The sequence below is a fragment of the Enterovibrio norvegicus DSM 15893 genome, assembly GCF_900115495.1.
Taxonomy (GTDB): Bacteria; Pseudomonadota; Gammaproteobacteria; order Enterobacterales; family Vibrionaceae; genus Enterovibrio; species Enterovibrio norvegicus.
The window spans coordinates 55,460-73,976 of record NZ_FOWR01000025.1 but is presented as its reverse complement, the minus strand read 5'-3'; the positions used below and the strand labels follow the sequence as shown (position 1 = coordinate 73,976).

At 39.9% G+C, this 18,517-nt stretch carries 10 protein-coding genes; 5 read left to right on the top strand and 5 right to left on the bottom strand.

Features of this window, described 5'->3' with window-relative positions:
• Positions 1–59 precede the first annotated feature (59 nt).
• The 4 genes from dndB to dndE are packed head-to-tail and all read left to right on the top strand — an operon-like array spanning position 60 to position 5,113.
• Entirely contained in the window at positions 60–1,145 is a 1,086-nt protein-coding gene (dndB, locus tag BM082_RS15955; RefSeq protein WP_074927703.1) for a DNA sulfur modification protein DndB, read from the top strand.
• On the top strand, positions 1,138–2,796 hold the full coding sequence (gene dndC / locus BM082_RS15950; RefSeq protein ID WP_074927700.1) for a DNA phosphorothioation system sulfurtransferase DndC: 1,659 nt from the start codon (positions 1,138–1,140) through the stop codon (positions 2,794–2,796). Before dndB ends, dndC begins: the two co-directional genes overlap by 8 nt.
• Positions 2,796–4,760, top strand: a complete 1,965-nt coding sequence (gene dndD / locus BM082_RS15945; protein ID WP_074927698.1) for a DNA sulfur modification protein DndD — start codon at positions 2,796–2,798, stop codon at positions 4,758–4,760. Before dndC ends, dndD begins: the two co-directional genes overlap by 1 nt.
• Positions 4,760–5,113, top strand: coding sequence for a DNA sulfur modification protein DndE (gene dndE / locus BM082_RS15940; protein ID WP_074927695.1), 354 nt, complete (start codon positions 4,760–4,762; stop codon positions 5,111–5,113). Before dndD ends, dndE begins: the two co-directional genes overlap by 1 nt.
• Here the strand turns inward: dndE and BM082_RS15935 are convergent.
• The 5 genes from BM082_RS15935 to dptF form a co-directional block, all read right to left on the bottom strand.
• Positions 5,105–6,064 carry an HNH endonuclease gene (locus BM082_RS15935; protein WP_074927693.1) on the bottom strand — a complete coding sequence of 320 codons (960 nt, stop codon included), beginning with the start codon at positions 6,062–6,064 and terminating at the stop codon, positions 5,105–5,107. The genes dndE and BM082_RS15935 overlap by 9 nt on opposite strands.
• A 2-nt stretch (positions 6,065–6,066) precedes the next feature.
• Entirely contained in the window at positions 6,067–7,737 is a 1,671-nt protein-coding gene (locus tag BM082_RS15930) for a ParB N-terminal domain-containing protein (protein WP_083417934.1), read from the bottom strand.
• Positions 7,738–7,972: 235 nt separating this feature from the next.
• Positions 7,973–12,997 (bottom strand): DNA phosphorothioation-dependent restriction protein DptH, encoded by a 5,025-nt coding sequence (gene dptH, locus BM082_RS15925; RefSeq protein ID WP_244276033.1) that lies wholly within the window; start codon positions 12,995–12,997, stop codon positions 7,973–7,975.
• Positions 12,978–14,291 carry a DNA phosphorothioation-dependent restriction protein DptG gene (gene dptG, locus BM082_RS15920; protein WP_074927687.1) on the bottom strand — a complete coding sequence of 438 codons (1,314 nt, stop codon included), beginning with the start codon at positions 14,289–14,291 and terminating at the stop codon, positions 12,978–12,980. Before dptG ends, dptH begins: the two co-directional genes overlap by 20 nt.
• A complete protein-coding gene (gene dptF / locus BM082_RS15915) occupies positions 14,284–15,885 on the bottom strand; it encodes a DNA phosphorothioation-dependent restriction protein DptF (RefSeq protein WP_074927685.1) in 1,602 nt (533 codons plus the stop codon). Before dptF ends, dptG begins: the two co-directional genes overlap by 8 nt.
• Before the next feature lie 807 nt (positions 15,886–16,692).
• Between dptF and BM082_RS15910 the strand changes: the two genes are divergently transcribed.
• Positions 16,693–18,453 carry a S41 family peptidase gene (locus tag BM082_RS15910; RefSeq protein WP_074927683.1) on the top strand — a complete coding sequence of 587 codons (1,761 nt, stop codon included), beginning with the start codon at positions 16,693–16,695 and terminating at the stop codon, positions 18,451–18,453.
• The last annotated feature ends 64 nt before the right edge of the window (positions 18,454–18,517 follow it).

Below are 18,517 nucleotides of genomic sequence, written 5' to 3'. Positions count from 1 at the left end.
ACACCATCAGTGTACGTACGTACAGAGGGCGTAAGCGTACGAACTATTTGAGCGGACTCATGAATCAAATTATATCTGGCATATCATTTCCAGCAATACGCGGTATACAAGCCGAGAAAGAATTCTATACCGTTATGTGCCCTTTGAAGAGGCTAAAGCGTATCTTTACCTTTGATGAATCAAACCTTCTGCCCGAGAATAGAGCCCAACGAAGCCTGAACCCAAACCGGATACCTCAGATCAGTAACTATATTCAATCAAATAGAACTGATTACACATTTTCATCTTTAACTGCATGCATATCCGGTGAATGTACTTTTTTACCTACCACCTCTACAGGTGCAGGTAAAAATATAGGTACACTTCTGGTCGATGAAGACGCCGAATTTTACATAACAGATGGCCAACACAGGACTGCCGCTATCAAGGATGCCTTGGAAAGAGATCCCACCTTGGAAGATGAGCATATCTCAGTGGTTTTTTATGTAGGTAAAACACTCCAGCAACGACAGAAGATATTCAGGGATTTGAATTTATTTCCAGTAAAAACCGGAAAGTCTTACGGCGTATTGTTTGGGAACTCACCACAAGAAGAACTAACAAATCAGATAGCCAAACAGTGTGATTTCTTTAACGGCGTCATTAGTTTTGAAGACGGTAACTTAGGCCCTCGCTCTTCGAAGTTGTTTAAACACAGTTCCTTACATGCTGCAAATTTAGAGCTATTCCCTCATGTGAATGAAACAAATCTAGATAATGCCATTGAGGAAGCCGTTAAATATTGGAACTGTGTTGCTGAAAACCTAAACACATGGAAATTGGCAAAAAACAATGACTTGCCACCAAATGAAAGAAAAGAATATGTGAACTTCTCAGCCATTGTCCTTAAGTGCTTGGGAACTATAGGTCATCAGCTTCTTGCCCAGAAAAGCTATAAACAGACACTTAAAAAACTAAAACAAATAGACTGGCGACGAACTAACAAAAGCAATTGGGAAGGTCGTTGCATTAGTCAGGGTCGCATGATGCACAATAACAGCGCGGCACTCTTGACCATAGTCACCATCAAAAAGCAGCTTAATTTGAAACTCTCAACAAAAGAACAAATTGAAGAAACAAAATTCATAGAGGCAAGAAATGACTGAAGGTGTAGTAAAGACAAGCTCTGCTTTTTCTGGCGGTCTGAAGGATAGCCTCACACATAGTATTGAAGACATCAAAAAGCTCTACCTCAGTGACAGTATTCCATGGGTGTTAGGTTATAGCGGTGGGAAAGATTCCACAGCCATCCTGCAGCTAGTTTGGTACGCGTTAAAAGAGTTGGCAGAAGAAGGTCGAGCAAATAAAAACGTTCACGTCATCAGCACCGATACCTTGGTAGAAAACCCAATCGTTGCTTTGTGGGTCGCTAAGTCTCTCGAAAAAATGACTGAAGCCGCTGACTCTCAGAACTTACCAATCATCCCACATAGATTAACCCCTGAAGTTAAAGACCGCTTCTGGGTAAATCTAATAGGTAAAGGATACCCAGCCCCTCGAATGAAGTTTCGCTGGTGTACGGACCGACTAAAGATTTCACCATCGAATAGCTTCATCCAAAACTTAGCCAATACCAATGGTGAAGCCATTTTAGTTCTTGGTACACGTAAAGCAGAAAGCACGGCTCGTGCCGCGAATATGGAAAAGTACGAGAGTTCAACAACTAACACTCGAAAAGCACTGGGTCTAACAGAGAACGGTTCACTAGACCGTGTGTGGGTATATACCCCCATCGGAGAGTGGAGCAATGACGACGTTTGGGTATACCTAAATAGCGTGAAGAACCCTTGGAACTTCCCAAATCATGACTTAATGGGTATGTACCAGGGAGCAACTGAAGGTGGAGAATGTCCATTAGTGGTTGATAAATCGACGCAAAGCTGCGGCGACAGCCGATTCGGCTGCTATGTGTGCACCATGGTAACTGAAGACAAATCTATGAATGCCATGATCGCAAACGACGAAGAGAAGGAGTGGATGTACCCACTTGTATCACTTCGTAATGAGCTTGAGATCAATGATTCAGTACGTGAAAAGAAATTAGAGAAGCTCCGCCGAGATAGAAATAATCGAGATTTTCGCAGAATGAACGGCACCTTGACTGTTCATGTTTCTAAACATGGTGCAGACGTAGTACATGGACCATATATACAAAAATTCAGAGAACACATGCTGAAAAAGGTCCTTGAAGCGCAAATCGCGGTTCAGCATATGGGTCCGCCAGAAGTAAAAGACTTAGAGCTCTTAACTCTGGAAGATCTTGAAGCGATAAGAAAAATCTGGCTCGAAGAGAAACATGAAATTGAAGACAATTTGCCAAAAATATACGAGCAAGTGATCAAACAGCCATATGCAGGAAAACGCCGTGCGCATCATCCTATTTTGAATAGTGACTCACTAAGCAAACTAAAAACATATTGTGAGCAACACGGTGACAAGGAAGGCCTACTTTATCAGCAAATTCGTGCAACGATGAGTGTCGCCAACAAATTTCGTAGCCAATTACGCCGTGCAAAATTGGGTGAAGAGCTCAATGAAGTACTAGATAAGGGCGCATTCAATAGTATGTTTGAAGCAAAAGAGTTTGCGCTCGAACGAGAAAGGCATCGCCTGCATATTCAGTTGACTAACGACCAAAGCTTAGCACCTGAAGAACAAGATAAAATCAAAGATAAAATTCATATGATCACCAAGTGTATTAAAGAACAAGGCTATAGCTCACTCCCACTAGAAACCGAAATAGTGGAGATCGACTAATGCTATTAAAATCGCTCACTATAAAAAACTTTGGTATCTACAAAGGTCAGCACACTGTTGATTTAACAGTCACAAAAGACCGACCAGTGATCTTGTTCGGTGGCTTAAACGGCGGCGGAAAAACGACATTCTTAGATGCATTGCAGCTCGTGCTTTATGGTAAGCATGCTAAGTGCTCGAATAGAGGCACACTCGCCTATGGTACTTATCTATCGAGTACATTGAATCGTTATGTCGATAGAGGCGACTCCGTAATGTTGGAGTTAACCTTCTCTCATACAACTGATACTCAAGAACAAATTTTTACGGTTCGCCGTGAATGGAAAACTGCCAAGCAGCTAGAGAACACGAAAGACAAAGTCAGCGTCTCATGTAATGGAGAGCCTGATCTATACCTCAGTGACTACTGGGATGAATTTGTAAATGAGTTCATTCCAATGTCACTTTCAGACTTGTTCTTTTTTGATGGTGAAAAGATTGAAAACCTCGCTCACCCTGAACGAAGCAATGAGCTGATTAAAACGGGGATTGAGAACTTACTTGGACTGGATTTACTTAGTCAATTGCACATCGACTTAACAAATATTGAGCGCAAGAGAAAGTCAGATAACCTAGATACGGGTGTTATACAAAAAGTAGAAGCATGTGAAACTGAGATCGAAGGTAACAATGAGATTATCGAAGCACTAAGTGTCGAAATAGCCAAACTCAGAAGCAGACAAGGCCAAGCGAATGTTGAAATCAATAAAGCTAGAAAGAAGGTACGTGAATCAGGCGCCCATCTCATTGAGGAACGTGATCATATTCGCTTTGAACTAGGGGCTATTGAGCAACAATTAAAAGACAACCAGCAGCAGCGAGTTAAATTGGACTCTGGCATCGGTCCCCTCGGTTTAATACAACCCCTACTTGAAAGAACACAAAAACAAGCGACTTTAGAAGCACAGGCAATTGAGGCAAACGCCTTAAACAAAGCGATTCAAAGCTATGAGACGACGCTATTGACGGCGTTAGATGCGCATGGTCTACCGAAAAAAGCCCTCAGTACCCTTGAGTCAACCATGGCTGGCATGGCGAAAGAACGCAATGGAGTAGCGAGTACCCCTCATTATGTTGGTTTACCAAGCAACATTTTTAATGGGCTAAGCGAAAAAGTTTCTCAGGACCAATCTGAGCGCGAAACATTAGTTAAACAGCGTGAGATCTTGCTTGAGAAGCAAGCACTGTTTGAGAAAAGAGAAGAATCGATCCCTGACTATGAAACGGTAAAACACGTTCTCAGCGAGCTTGCTTACTATGAAACAGAGTACAAAAATACACTAACGCTGATTGGCGTGAAATCTAGTGAACTGGAACAAGCTCAGGCTAAAAGCAAAGTATTGGGTCAACGTTATACCAACCTGCTCACATTGCAAAGTAAAGACACCTTTGAACAGAAACGCTCTATCCAAGTTGTGGAACATATAAGTAAATTGAAAGATACAATGCAGGGTTTCGCAAAAAGCTTAGTCAAAGAAAACATAGAGTTACTTCAAGAAAAAATCACCGAGAAGTTTGTCGCTTTGACTCGCAAAGATCAGTTAATCAGCAGTATACGCATTTGCCCAGAAAGCTTTTCTTTAACTCTGCTTTCAGCAAGTAATGATGCACTATCACCTAGTCGCTTATCTGCTGGTGAAAGACAATTATTGGCCATCGCTATTTTGTGGGGCCTATCGGAAGCATCGGGGAAAGAGCTTCCAACCGTTATCGATACTCCTCTAGGTCGATTAGATGGACAGCATCGTACACGCTTAATTGAAAGCTATTTCCCTTATGCAGCAAACCAAGTATTACTTCTGTCGACAGATGAAGAAATTACGGGTGATTACTACAGTAAGTTAAAACCGTCTGTACATCGTGAATACCATATTAGTTACAACGAGCAAGCAACAACCTCGACCATTTCAGAAGGGTACTTTTAATGTTACACACCATTGATACGATTAGACTCTCTGAAAAGCAAAAGCAGCAGCTGGTTCGCCTAAAGTCGAAGACTGGAATTGATAACTGGAACGTTCTTTGCCGCTGGGCTTTGTGCTTGTCCTTAGCTGAAGAATCAGTGCCACCTTTTGAAGAAATACCAGCAGATAGTAATGTCGAAATGACATGGAAAGTGTTTGCAGGTGAATACGCCGATGTATACCTTGCAGTATTGAGAGAAGCTTATCAAAAGAAAGGTGCACACCTAGAAGGCGTGCACTTTGGTGATTTTTTTAAGCTACATTTGAATAGAGGCATTTCATACTATACTGAAAATTTCAGACAATCACAGTAAGGAGCGGCGTCCTTTTTTTGTTCTGTCTTTAAAATTAACAGCACTAACAAATCTATCTCCACTATTTCGTAAATGCTTACGACAGACGACTTTTAGATTTGTTGGTGCAGCACTGCCAATATCATTAATAAAATCCACATATAGCTGCTGTTTATTTTTTGTGACCGTGCAACCAGCTTCTGTACATCTATCCGCTAAAGCTAATAAACGGATAACCCAGTAAGGTTGTGGAACACTTACTAGTCCTAACCGCGAGTGTGAAAATGACCTAAGACTCCGGTTTGCGTCATATATTGACAAAAACTTCCATTTATGACGATTACAATAGCCGCAACTTAAATCAATATTATCCAAGTCATCCAAATCACCACCACCACTAGAAAATGGTTGCTTATGTTCTACTTCAATTTTCAAGTCACGTTCAACCAGCCCTCTTGGCGATAAATAATCCACTAAACTCGGCAATTGAATACTTCCAGGTTGATTTAGAAATAGTTGTATTGAATCATGAGAAAATCTGTAACCACAAATCCAACATTTTAGATCATTTTGAGCTAAAGAAACGAGATCTTCCTTTAATGTCTTAGTTACACTTTGCCTCTTTCTTCCTTGCATCCTACAAATGAATGTATAAATAACTTTTGATACATTCTTCCAAATCACGACAAAGTGCTCTGAATCTTCCGATAAACCTGATTTTAGTAGCCCTCTTCGAACCAAAGAAAAAACATCAGCATACACAATATTATCAGGAGCAAGATTATAATCATATATTGATTCAATAAACCATGATAACCATACGAAAGTCATATCTCCTTTAAGTAAGCTCTGCTTGTCAAAAAAAATCAATTCAGGTGTTATGGTCAATGCTAAGTCAGCGACCATACCCTTATTCCAAGCATCATTAACGCCTGGTATGGCTTTCTTTAAATATGCTGAAAGCAGTTCCATAATTAGCCTCCAAAACTAATTCTATACTGACTTACAGACGGCAATTTTCTAGGATCTTCTCGGTAATTCATCCAAAGAGAAGACCATTGCTTTCTAATTCCAGGCGAATCTTTCTTAGTATTTTTTAGCACCCAATCCCGATCAAAATAAGTACGATCTACATCAATTAACCATTCAGTAATACTACTTTCAACATCATCAATCGAATTGAGCTTTACTCGTGCGGAAGATAAGTATTTAAAATAATCAGTTGCCAAAATAGTGAGCGATATTTTATTGAATAAGTTTGAATTGGTATGCCCCCAATAATTTTGTCTTCCATCATCATCAATAGAACCAAATTCATCTCTAATTTTACACCAAAAGACGAGAAACACTTCTTTCCAAGCACCATCATCACTGCACCAGTGTTTCATTTTTTCTTCTAGATCATCGCCTTCGACAATGTTAGAACTTAGTAGTAGGCGTCTTTTCCATAAGTCTGCGAAATCAGTTTTTACTGTATCACTATAGAATTTTGCTCCCTTTAGGTCTTTAAACATGGAGACTATTGTTTTCATTACAGTCCATGGTATTTTACCTCCGTTTTCACCAGTAATTCCGGTTTGAACCAAATTAAAAAAAGGACTTCTTCGATCTCTTGTAGCAAATGAGACAGCTTGAGAATCTTCTAGTGGTATATCGGCATTTTTTAATCGGTGAGAAACCCTCTCTAATTCATCACTACTCAACGTCGTTGATACTATAGTTCCAAGTAAAGCTGTATTGATTGGAGTTGCTTTTTGATTTACCACTACAAATTGAAATACGTGCTCTGCAGGGTCATCACTAAGAATTAGTGACACTGGTAGTTTTCTAATATACTTATCCTCGATCAAAGCCTGTGCTTCTACAGGGCTTTTTCCACTAAGTATATAGTTTTCTACCTCTTCCATTAACTCAGGTTTATCTCTCATAGTTTCAAACTGAGCAATCGCTCCTTTTAATCTATGCTGCCCATCAACCATCGTTGCAGGTAAAAGGTACGAAATCAAAGCCTCTTTATCAAAACCTAGAATTGAATCAGGCTCTGTCTCAGCTTCGTTTAGCGTTTCGATTCTGCATTGTGTTTCTTGCCACAAATCAGCAATGTGCGAGGATTCTAATTCAACGAGAGCTTCACTAGATAAGTCATCACTTTTTACATAACTATCGTCTTCAAAAAACGTCTTTTTTATCTCATTGAGCAAGGACTGATCAAGCTCTGACTCTGCTAGCTCCGGTACTCTTAACTCTAATGATTCTTTAAACATCACTAGTGTTTCTTTTAAAGTCATTGAAGAGTAATCTTCAACCATAATTTTCACTTTACCTTTACGAGAGTATTCACCGGTCTGGTTGGAGTCAGCAGTAAAAAATACGCCAGGTTTATTTTGGTCTGAAGAATTACGAGATGCACACAAAAGAGGGTTTTGTATTATATTTTTCTGTTCAGAGTAAAAACTAATTAAACTATTCATTCTTTCTAGCTTAATAGTTCGTTGAAAACCAGAAGACTCTACTGAGTCGAAATTTTTCTTCTGAGGTATTCCAGCCCAATTGGATATCTCTAAGGCATTTGCACTAAAGGAAATGTTCCAATCACTATCATCTGTTTGTTTAAACGCAATAGCGTCATATATAAACTCTTTCATCATAAACCTAATTATTTTGTCTTATATTTTAAAATTTCATCTCTACTTTGACGTCCAATATATATTGTATTAACGACGACAACAGACATGTGATGCACTTCAATTATCACCTATACGGTTTTTCCCTATCACTTGTAATGAATACGAAGCTACTTCTAACATCGACACTTCTTAAGTTTCAAGGAACAATAACCACCGCCCTAGGCGGTGGTTTTGAGGACCCAATAAAAAAAGCTCAATAGCTTACTCTTGCGCACTGAATTCTAACTAACTTGCCTTCCGATTTAAGGTAAGCATCTCCTTTGCCATTAAGCACTTCAGCACCTTGCTCATCCAAAATAACACGGCTTTCCGTACCATTTTTCACGCGTAGAGCTAGCTGAGCTGGAAGGTTAGAACGTAAGTTAGTACTGATCACATCAGCACTTGGTTTTTGCGTGGCAATGATTAAGTGAATACCTGCTGCACGAGCTTTTTGCGCCAAACGTTTCAGTTCAGCTTCGATATCTTTCTTCATCTCTTTATCAGACGTTAGGTCTGCATACTCATCAAGAACAAGCACCCACCAAGGGATTCGTTCTTCTTCGCTTACCTTGGCATTGTAATCTGGTAACGAACGGACACTTTGAGCTTTGAACTTCTTATATCTCGATTGCATCTCCTCGACCGCTTGCGTAAGCAGTTCTAATGCATCTTCATCATCAAAACCGATACGGCCAATCAGATGTGGGTATCGCTCAAAATCATTAAGCTCAGTACCCTTAGGGTCAATAAGCATTAACTTAAGCTCATCAGGACTGTAATGTTCTACCATGCCGTACAAAATCGTATTCAAAGCTTCCGATTTACCACTACCCGTAGTCCCACCAATCAATAAGTGAGGGCAGTTTGAGGATGAAAAATTGAGTTTAATTACTTCACCAAAGCGATCTTCACCCAGCGGTACCTCAAGAGAACCATCTGGTCGCTCCCAGTTCGGCCAGATATCGTTTTGGTCAACAAAGTAGCGTTGCTCTTGGCTCTTAGGAACATCAATGGTTATGCAGCCTCTATCGATTCCAAAGCCTATATCTTGCTCTTGCCCAAGTTTCAATGCCAACTTCAGTGATTGGGACTTGGCAAAAACATTTTCTGGCTTATCACCCAAGTTCAACCCAACTCTGAACAGAATTGATGCAGGTCCTTCAATAAAAGGTTCAACGTTATCTGGCTTCATTAGCGTTATTTTATGGCTGTAAAAACAATCAATAATTTGTTGGTATATTGATTCTAACTCTTCCGTCGACATTGTTTTTCTGGCTGACTTTACAGGTTCAATCAATGGCTGAACCTGATTATCGATAGACTCCAAATCTTCTGTTTCTAGTTCATTTGTCGATGTCGAACTCTTACCATCATCCTCAAGACTTTCAGCTTGTTTCTCAGGCAAGTTTAAAGTGCTTAAAGGCTGGATTGGACAATCCTTTTCTAGGATATATCGACTATCGATATGGTGAAGCTTAGCAGGTGTTAGTTCAGAGAAAAGAGTTCGCATTGGCGTTCGCACCCAGTGGCTAAGGTTGCCCGCTGGTAACTCTATTTTTAGTACGTCATGAACCTTCATAAACGAGGCTTTACTGAAGTTGCTATCTTCGACGTTTACGAACAAGAAGCCTGCTGGATAATCCACCAGCTCAGAGAGTTGATAATTTCCTTGTAGCCAGAAGGCACTATCATTTTCAATGCTACTAAAATAGCCTGCGTCGTAAACGTTATATAACTTGTACTTATCTATTTGCATCAGTACTTGACGCATGAATAGACCTCGGTACAGGTTCCCTGCGAGATTCTGTTGTCCTAGTAACGACCCGAAGTACCGTTTCAACTCCTGAGCCTGTTCTACACCCTTACTGTGCGTCTGCCTTTTACCCGTTTTTACTTCAACGGGTAGTAAAATCATTTTTTGGTCTTTAAAGCCGACAAATAGAATATCATCTGAAATAACGCCTTTCTTAAAGCCTTGAGCATGACGCGACAAGTCACTATCTGCCATATTCAGCCCTAGATTTCCCGCAACACGAACAATCTCTGCAATAGAAAGAGGAACCCAAGTAATGTCTGAATTCGCAACTAAGCAATTGATGTATTTGTAAGCACAGATAATTCCACGTTTTTCTTTTCGTTCATTATCTTTTGCGGTAACTAAATTGAGTAACCACTCCCCATTAAATGCATTAAACTCTTCAATGATTCCGCCTTCATCATTTTCAAGTACTTTATGATAGAGGTCTGTCTGCTTAGTGACGGTTATCGCATCGTAATTTACAGAGTTCGTATAGTTATCCGAGTAATGGATGAGAACCATGTCCTTTTGGCTCTCAAAGAACTCCAACGTAACTTTTGGGTCAATGATCGTGGTCCAAATAGAGTTTTCATATGCACGGTATAGGAGAACTTTAAAGTTTTCAGTTACTACTAGTGCTTGTGATTTTGCATCACCGTACTCTTCATGTTGTCGTTTAGCCGGTTTCACTAGCCCACCATACTTAGCTGCTAGCTTCAATTGAGGCGCGCTTTCTAGATCAACATCCTTCAATCCAAACGCCGTATAGTAACTACCGTTTTTGTTGGTAGCAGCCTCTCCTGGCATAAGTCCGTTACTAACCACTCCAGTTGATTGCTTTAAAACATCAACATCTGTTGCCTGAACACGTTCGTTGTTTTTAAAAAAGCTCATGTGAGCATAAGCTTGCTCTTTTTCGCCATCTTCATGTTTATACTTGCTATAAGTTAAACGCGTTCTCAGAAGGTCAATAATGCTATCTGCTTGCCCTTTATCTGATCCTTTATTTAACTCACATAAGTCCTTTAACTCTTCATAACTTGCCGCATCAGCAAATTTGTCAAACCAACTATCGCGTTCTGTCTTATCGTATAAGTTAACGTGAATTTTGGTAACTTTGTCTTTTTTAAGCTTAATGAAGTCTATCAAGCCGAGGAAAACTTCCTTATTTTCAGTGTTATTTACAGAGTTAATAATCAATGTAGTTTTACTGCCCGCAACAAATAGATGCTTGAAGGCAACCGAGAACTTACTCACTTTATCTTTGACTAAACTACGCACATAATCATAACTGCTGTTTTTTTGTGGAATCAACTTTGACCAAAATACATTTTCACTTATCGCATGGTTGTATGCGAAGTCATTAATTGGGTCATAAACAAATGGTAGTAAGCCCTGCGCAGTTAACCTTTGTATTGTGACTGGCGGTAATTTAACGAAACTCCTTTCTCCATCCTTATCTTCTTTTAAAACACCCGCCAAGTTCGCATTATATGCTAATACAAGCGGATGATAAGGCGTGATAAAAGTAGCACCATCAAAGTCCGAAAATCCTATATTCATTAGCTGTTTATGTTTTTCATTTAGAGGAGAATGATAGGGTATCTTGTCTATTTCTATTTGATAAGCAGTAACAATTCGGCTAATTAGATCAACAAGCTCACATCCCCAGCCAGAAAGACTAAGTAAGGTTTTATCTCGAGACAATGCATCAAACAGCCCTTTATAGGCACTAGAAAGCACTGGGAAGTCTTCGTTCAAATCACATAAGTGAATATCACCTAGCGTTCCACTAGTGGCCACAAGCCTACCATCAAGCAGCTTGGCTTCCAACTGAAGTAATGAGAGGCGTTTTCCCTTTGGAGCGACTTCTTTCTCATCAATGAGCACCTTCTCTTTGGTGCGGTTGTACCTTCCAAAGTAGCCGTCATCAAAAAGATCTTTAAAACGGCTCTGATCTAACATTAGTGGTAGAGACAATGAATCGGTAGCAACCTCACCTTCAACATTGAACTTTAGCTGGCTATCTCCAGTTACTACGACAAAATTAACGTCATCAGAATCTCTAGAAAATGCTTTGAAATCTACTAACCCCGTAGCCGTTGTATCAAATACTTGACCGTTTACTTCTAAAGCTCTTTGCTCTGAAAGCTCGCTTACTTGTAGGCTTTGCTCATCAGTCTGAAGTGTTACCCATTTGTTCAACGGATCAATGAGGTATATATGCCTAAACGCATCTACGTAAAAATCGCTTTTTCTGATGACTAAGACTCTAAATTTATGAGTTTCTTTTGGCTTATCTGTTTTGACTTGAAACGTAAAGTACCGTGGTTGACCATCAAAGGCACCTGTTAATAAAGCTCGGCTTCTAACACCGCCCAAATTCTTTATCTCTATATCTACAGGCAGCTGTTTTTGGTTGTGTTGAATTTTACAAAAGCTATCTTTTAATTTTTGATTTAGGAAACATAAATCCAACTCAAATTTATGTTGTTCTGATTCGAGTAATAGAACTATGTGCTTTTCTCTGGCGCCAGCCCCTTTATCTGATTTAGATTTACTCAGAAATTCCGTATAGGGAGCTGTAACCCTTTCTAACTCTAATAGATTTGTTCTATTTTTTTCTTGTTCAGCAAAGCATTCACCCAAATCCAAATTTTCTTTATATAGCTCTATGTTATCGTCAGGGAAATGCTCTTTTATAAACTTTTCACTAAAATCCAATGACGCAAGTTTATCTTGTAATTCATTAGAAGAATGTTGAGTGATATTATCTAATTTGGCACTAAGCGTTTTATTATCCTTAAGGCGATCCATAATTTGATCACCTTCCCAGTCCACTTCAGAAAGTAGATCATCTTTTAGCAGCCCGAGTTTTTGAAACTGTAAATCGCCTCCGGCGATTGCAGTGTAGAGCTTTTCAAAACCAAACATCGTTGCATTATCATCTTGGATTTCATCAAATTGATAGTTAAGTAAGCACTCTGAAATTTTTGCTTTCTTATCATTTTTATCAATTTTTTTATGTAATAAATCTCTAATATTTTCCGGGTGCCATACGAAGCCACTCTGAGCAACATCTTCTGTAGAGTTTCGTAGAGTATCTAACATGGAGTTATGGATAATAAGTAATGCTGTACCTTTAGCGGAACCTTCCATCGCAGATACTTTATCACGTAAGTGAGCGATATAGTTCTCAGTAAAGTTTTCACCTTCACAAACAGGAATAAGCTCGATATTACCATACCTGATGGTATTGAGTTTAATTCCTCTAACTTCAACACTACTATCGGAAACGTCCAAGAATGCCTGATATAGGCTCAGCCCTTTTTCGTTGTCAGGACAAGTGAACTGATAACGGAATCCAACCTTTAATTTATCCATTGCCCATTGGCTAAAGTGGGAGACTAGAAAATTATTATACTGTTGGTCTGACATATACTGCATCTCCACTATCACTCATTCTCACTACGTTGCCCATACGCTCATAGAAATCAACCAAGTTCTGTTGACTCTGTTTATCGAAATATACACCTCTAGCTTCGAATTCTTTTATCACCTCATGAAAGCGTAGTTTTTCTCTCTCACCTATAACTAAATTGGTAAGCAGAACAATATAGTCTTGATTAAAAGCTAGTACGTTCCCTCCCCGTTTCCTATTTTGGATGAAGGGATCAAGGATATTCAGCAATGTACCTTTAACAGCAGTATTGCTATATGTAGATAAACGACCTTTCCTTCTATGAAACTGTGAGTGAGAAGCTTCGAGTAGTTGCGCTAACACGTTTTTTTTGTCTTCGCTACGTTGCCAATTTAACTCTGTGTTATACCACTTTCTTTCTGTACGATCAGCGATAAAATCTTCGCCAAAATTATTCAAACCATCAATATGGCTATCATTAATCTCATCAAAAAGCTTCCATAATGGTTGAACGTTATTTTTCTCTTGTAACGCTTCATTCATGAAAAGATATGGGTACAAATACTCTAAGTGATCACGTATTTTATCGTATCCACAATTTTTAACTTGTGACCTTTCCTCACTCGCTTTTTCATTATCTAAAATAAAAAAACAAGGCTCGCTTTTTGGCTCACCACACGCCCAATTATTAATACTTAGAGCCATCTGAGATATATACAAAAAACCATACAACCTAATAACAGCATTAAAATTACTGATTAGGTAGTGGGGTTTTTTATTTAAAAAATGCAAGTCTTTTTTAAAATATTCAGAAATAAAAGGTAAATAGGTCGGGAATTCTTTTGGAGTGGTTTTTTTACCAGACACATGAAACTTATCGAATTCAGACTTAATCTCTCGCTCTAGGAAATTAAGATTAGTTACTGACGAACTCTCGACGGTGAAGCCATTCAATACTCCCGCGTACATATCCCCAAGCTTTTTGCTATTAGCATCAATCTCTTTTCCAGCAGCTTTGAAAATGAGAAATTCCGGAGATATCTTAAATAATTCATCGTTCTGGAAGTACATTTTTTCTATAACATCCCAAAGACCAGAATCATCACTTTCCAAATTCTTAGAAAAATTTTTTTCACACAAGCCCTTAAATTCATAAACATTTTTTGTGAAAAGGGATTTACTGTATAAAATATGCACTAAATAACCCAATACAGAATCCCAGCAGAATTTGTAATGCTTATCTTTAGTTCTTAATGGTAAGAACGATGTGAACGCATTATTGCTAGGGGGAGCAAGATTTTTTTTAATCATTATTTAGGCCACTCACTTCATACTTATCGTCTTCATCATCCGTCACAGTAATATGCTGACTTCCATTAATGATGTGCAGCGTATTTTCTTTACTAGCTATTTTTGATATTTTTTCGACAAGTTCATCAAGTAATACCACCGTGTTTTTGTCATGTTTATTTGGTCGATATCCGTCGACTATTTTCTTCATTAGTTGCAAGAGGTTAATATTGACTGGCAAGGTTAGACTATCTCCTCCAACAGTAATACAGGCAGTGAAATATGACACTTGAGTAGGAGGCTGTTTAGCTATACTTTTCAGATCTGGTTTTATCTCCAACTTTGCAACAAGTTGATATCCATTTCTTTCCGAAATCAAATAATTATTATTTTTTAGGTTCGGAGCATTACGATTATTGTACTTTCTAATTGCCGTCCGCAAAGTATTATTACAAAACTCTCTAATTACAGATCTACACTCATCGCTATTATCATAATCCCTATGATTTTTATAGATGCTTATATATTCTTCAATCAGTGACTGGCTATAATCCTGGGCGAATCTGTTATGAAAATTATTGGCAAAATTTTCGTCACTTAAAATGTAGAACAGTCTCAAATATGAGTAACTATTTTTTAGCCCCCCAACCCCTAACTCACTCAGATGAGTTTTGAATTCTTCAAAGTCAGAATCTGGAAGACCTAAATCATTTGCGAGTATAAACCGATCTATATTGTTAGTTCTTAGATGAGCAGGATCAAATTCAACGATTTTGTTAGCGAGCTCATTGTCGCCTCCAGAAAAGAGGTTATCGAACAAATAGCCCGGCCCTGCAATCAACATAAATAAGAAATCTAATAGAGAACGCGCGGTAACAAACTGATCCTTCATCAATCGTGCTTTAAACAACAAGTCTATAACTGTGCGCTGAACCGCAGGCAAACTTAACAGTTCATAGTTTGCTTGCAATCTACGGGAATCAGGATCGGTGCATTCCAATTTATCTTTATCAAAAATCTGACGTATTAAGTTGTCCTCTTTAGCAGTTAGCTTATTTAATAGCTTTTCTGCAAAGACAGATGTGTAGCTTTCTTCATCAATAGCAAATTTTGGATAACGTTCAAAATCAACAAAGTACATACCATTTCTATCAGAACCAGTCTCTAAGTAGTTTTTTATCGTAGATTTAAAAAACTCATTGCTACCCTCTTCTGCATAGTTACCCAGCATGCCAGTATTTATACCAACTACTAAAGGTTTTGATTGAGACAAGTACTCATCAAAAACTTTATCTAACGTTTGAATCGCGTTTTCACGGGGATCAAAACTGTGCGTTGCGTCTAAATGAAATTCAGCGCGTGTACCAAATTTCTTTTTGCACGCCGTTAACAGTTCAGACTTTCCATCCCCACTGCTACCACAAAGAAATAGCACTTCAGGTTTATTGGCTGAAAAACTTGAGATTTTGCCTTCCACATCCATGGCTATAGGCATTTGGATGTAAAGGTATTCTTTTATCAAATCAAGTTCATTCTTACCATGTTCGCTTCTTTCTGTCGTTACAGCGTAAGGAGAAGACTTCGACATGACACTTAGTGCTTCTTTCAGTAGCATAAATCCTCGATCCTAAATTAAAAATCTTGCTTCCCATCCCCAGCAGCCTTGTGGGCACTTACAGCAACATTTCTCAGTTACTGATCTTCCAATAACCCAGTTTTACAACTCGCACTGAAGTGGATTAGTCATCCTATTTTTCTAAAAATGCTGGCATGATTTGGTCTTACCAACTCTAGAAGCCCTCTTGCTTCTCCTCTCTCTCAATATTTAGTAGATTTGAAGAAGACTTAGAGAGAATGCTGAGGGCCTGTTTAAAGTCCAAAATTCCATACCCGATATTTCGATTTAATCCTGGGATTTTACCTTACTAGAAGCGGAAAACTTAGACTTATGCCTCTTATCAATAAGCAATTGGTGATATAACACTCAAAAGTGATGCCTAAGTTTACATTCTTCCGTATTGCTTAACATATACACAATAAAGCTATTTATTCGCTAACCTGATTCAATTTCCGATAAAGAACTAACTCAAGCTCTCAAACAGAACATGCGAACCATAAAAAAATATGTAAAAGGACTATCCGATTCCTCATAAAGAATGGGGAAAGGGTATTGGTAACAAGGTGAGTAGCGCTTCCTTTGAATAGAAATCAAAAAGGTCGTCAAGAAGCTAAAGAGCGCGTTCAAGCATTACGGAGGATCGGAGAAAACACCTAATCACTCTCCACCAGTCATTGATAAATACCACTACGCCTCCAACCTGATACAAACCAACGAATAAGCCATGCTCAAAAATTCAGATCACGGCAATTTGCACCGAGATAAGTTAACGTTCACAAACGAGTGATGACAGGGAAGGTGTCGATGAAGGTCTTATTTGGGAAAACGCTACTGGGGAAAACAGTGCTTAAGCCGATTGGGGTTGTAGGTGTAATTTGCGCCTCGCTGCTTGTTGGCTGTCAGTCAACGGGGGGTTCCAATACTCAAACAGAGTCTGCGCCTAAAGCATATGTTCCTTCGCGGCCTGCCAGTGCAGAAAAGGGCAATAACATTGCGCTGAATGCCATGGTGAAACGGCTGATTCTTCGCTACTACAAATCGTCACTCGATACGCTCACTCCCCTCGTGAATAACCCTGAAAGTGTTGAGCAGGCTTTTTCGCGTCTTCTCTATAATCTGGACCGTCTCGGTTTGGTGTTAACCGACGAGGAGAAAAAAGCGTTCGAGAGTCGCTATCGCGATCTGTTCGTTTATCCCTTAAACCTTTCCCCCAAAGAGGCGCAAGACTTTTATACCGAGTACCGCGCGAAAGAAAACCTCGCAATTGATGAGATGAAAATCTGGCTTGCGGAGAAAGGGCCTGATGTCCTCAAAAACGCACCGAAAAATGCGTTAAATCTGATCTCTGTAGACGATGGAGATTTGATAGATGACAGAAGGGCTGCATACCTGACGTATAAGCTCATCGCTATCAATGCGTTCACTGACAGCCCGTCAGACACCTTGCGCATTGTCGAGGCACAATTGGACGACCACAAATCGCAGTCTGACCGTGTCGATTTTTCCAATATCGGGATATTTATTGAAGCCCTGCTTCCCCAGTCAGTCACAGGTGTCCGCTATATTTCTGAGGAGGCGTATGCACAAACGACCCTTCCCCCCACTCCGCATATTGGCGCAACCTTGGTACAACAGCCTGCGTGTTATTCCGTCACGAGTATCACTACCAAATCCACGTTGGATACGGGATTGATGCCTCTCGATTGTATTGTGGGTGTCACGAAAGCCGGGAAGTTTACGGCAATGGGAACCAGCCATATCAACCAGGTGCAGGGTCTATTGACAGGAAAGCGCGGCGAAACAGTCACGCTCCATGCCCTTCGCAATCGCGGTGGGAACATTACCTTTCATGATATTCCAGTGTCGTTGCAACTGGATGCGCCTGTGGATTTGACTGACAGTGAAGATGGCATCCACACGCAAGGCCTTGACCTTTCCATGCTGAACGTGGACGGAAAGCGGGTCGCGTATATCTGGATGGCTTATTTTCAAGATGGCATCGCGGAGGCTACCAGCGATTTTTTAGATGCTAATCACCCAGAGCTTGTTGTATTCGATCTCAGGTCAAACGCGGGTGGCGCGCTGTCGGAGTTATCAGATTTGGCGGGTCTGTTTCTCGGAGATGAAGATTTCGGTAGTTTCTATGATGCTTTCGGCAGAACTCAGCGGGTTTCATCAGAGACAAGCAAGGTCCTCGAGGGGAACATTATTGTTCTGACGGATGCACAAACAAGTTCCGGCGGAGAAATGTTGGCAGCAGCCATACAAAGTTCGCCTCAATCGGCAGTGATAGGCAAACAAACGTCGGGCACACCTCAGGTGATGCAGTTCCGCTCACTCAACCATATCTATGACCTGTATGACGAAAAGCTTGGATATATGAGTTACCCCGTACAGGAGTTTCGCCGATTAGACGGTTCAAGGATTAATGAGGGCGTATTGCCCGACATCTTCTGGGAATCTGAATTACTCAAGCAGAGCCCTTCCACGCTTCCCTATAAAACCCCTGCCGACCTAGAAAACGATCTCCGTGACGTTATTCGTCTGAGTGGTTTTTATCAATAAGTTGGGGGGAGCGGCTTTAAAGGGATAGCAACGCGCTATCCCTTATCGGGGATAAATTCTCCTT

What these genes read in the sequence shown, in the direction of transcription:
- dndB (WP_074927703.1), top strand. Translation starts at nt 60, where the DNA reads ATGAATCAAATTATATCTGGCATATCATTTCCAGCAATACGCGGTATA.
- dndC (WP_074927700.1), top strand. Translation starts at nt 1,138, where the DNA reads ATGACTGAAGGTGTAGTAAAGACAAGCTCTGCTTTTTCTGGCGGTCTG.
- dndD (WP_074927698.1), top strand. Translation starts at nt 2,796, where the DNA reads ATGCTATTAAAATCGCTCACTATAAAAAACTTTGGTATCTACAAAGGT.
- dndE (WP_074927695.1), top strand. Translation starts at nt 4,760, where the DNA reads ATGTTACACACCATTGATACGATTAGACTCTCTGAAAAGCAAAAGCAG.
- BM082_RS15935 (WP_074927693.1), bottom strand. Translation starts at nt 6,064, where the DNA reads ATGGAACTGCTTTCAGCATATTTAAAGAAAGCCATACCAGGCGTTAAT.
- BM082_RS15930 (WP_083417934.1), bottom strand. Translation starts at nt 7,737, where the DNA reads ATGAAAGAGTTTATATATGACGCTATTGCGTTTAAACAAACAGATGAT.
- dptH (WP_244276033.1), bottom strand. Translation starts at nt 12,997, where the DNA reads ATGTCAGACCAACAGTATAATAATTTTCTAGTCTCCCACTTTAGCCAA.
- dptG (WP_074927687.1), bottom strand. Translation starts at nt 14,291, where the DNA reads ATGATTAAAAAAAATCTTGCTCCCCCTAGCAATAATGCGTTCACATCG.
- dptF (WP_074927685.1), bottom strand. Translation starts at nt 15,885, where the DNA reads ATGCTACTGAAAGAAGCACTAAGTGTCATGTCGAAGTCTTCTCCTTAC.
- BM082_RS15910 (WP_074927683.1), top strand. Translation starts at nt 16,693, where the DNA reads ATGAAGGTCTTATTTGGGAAAACGCTACTGGGGAAAACAGTGCTTAAG.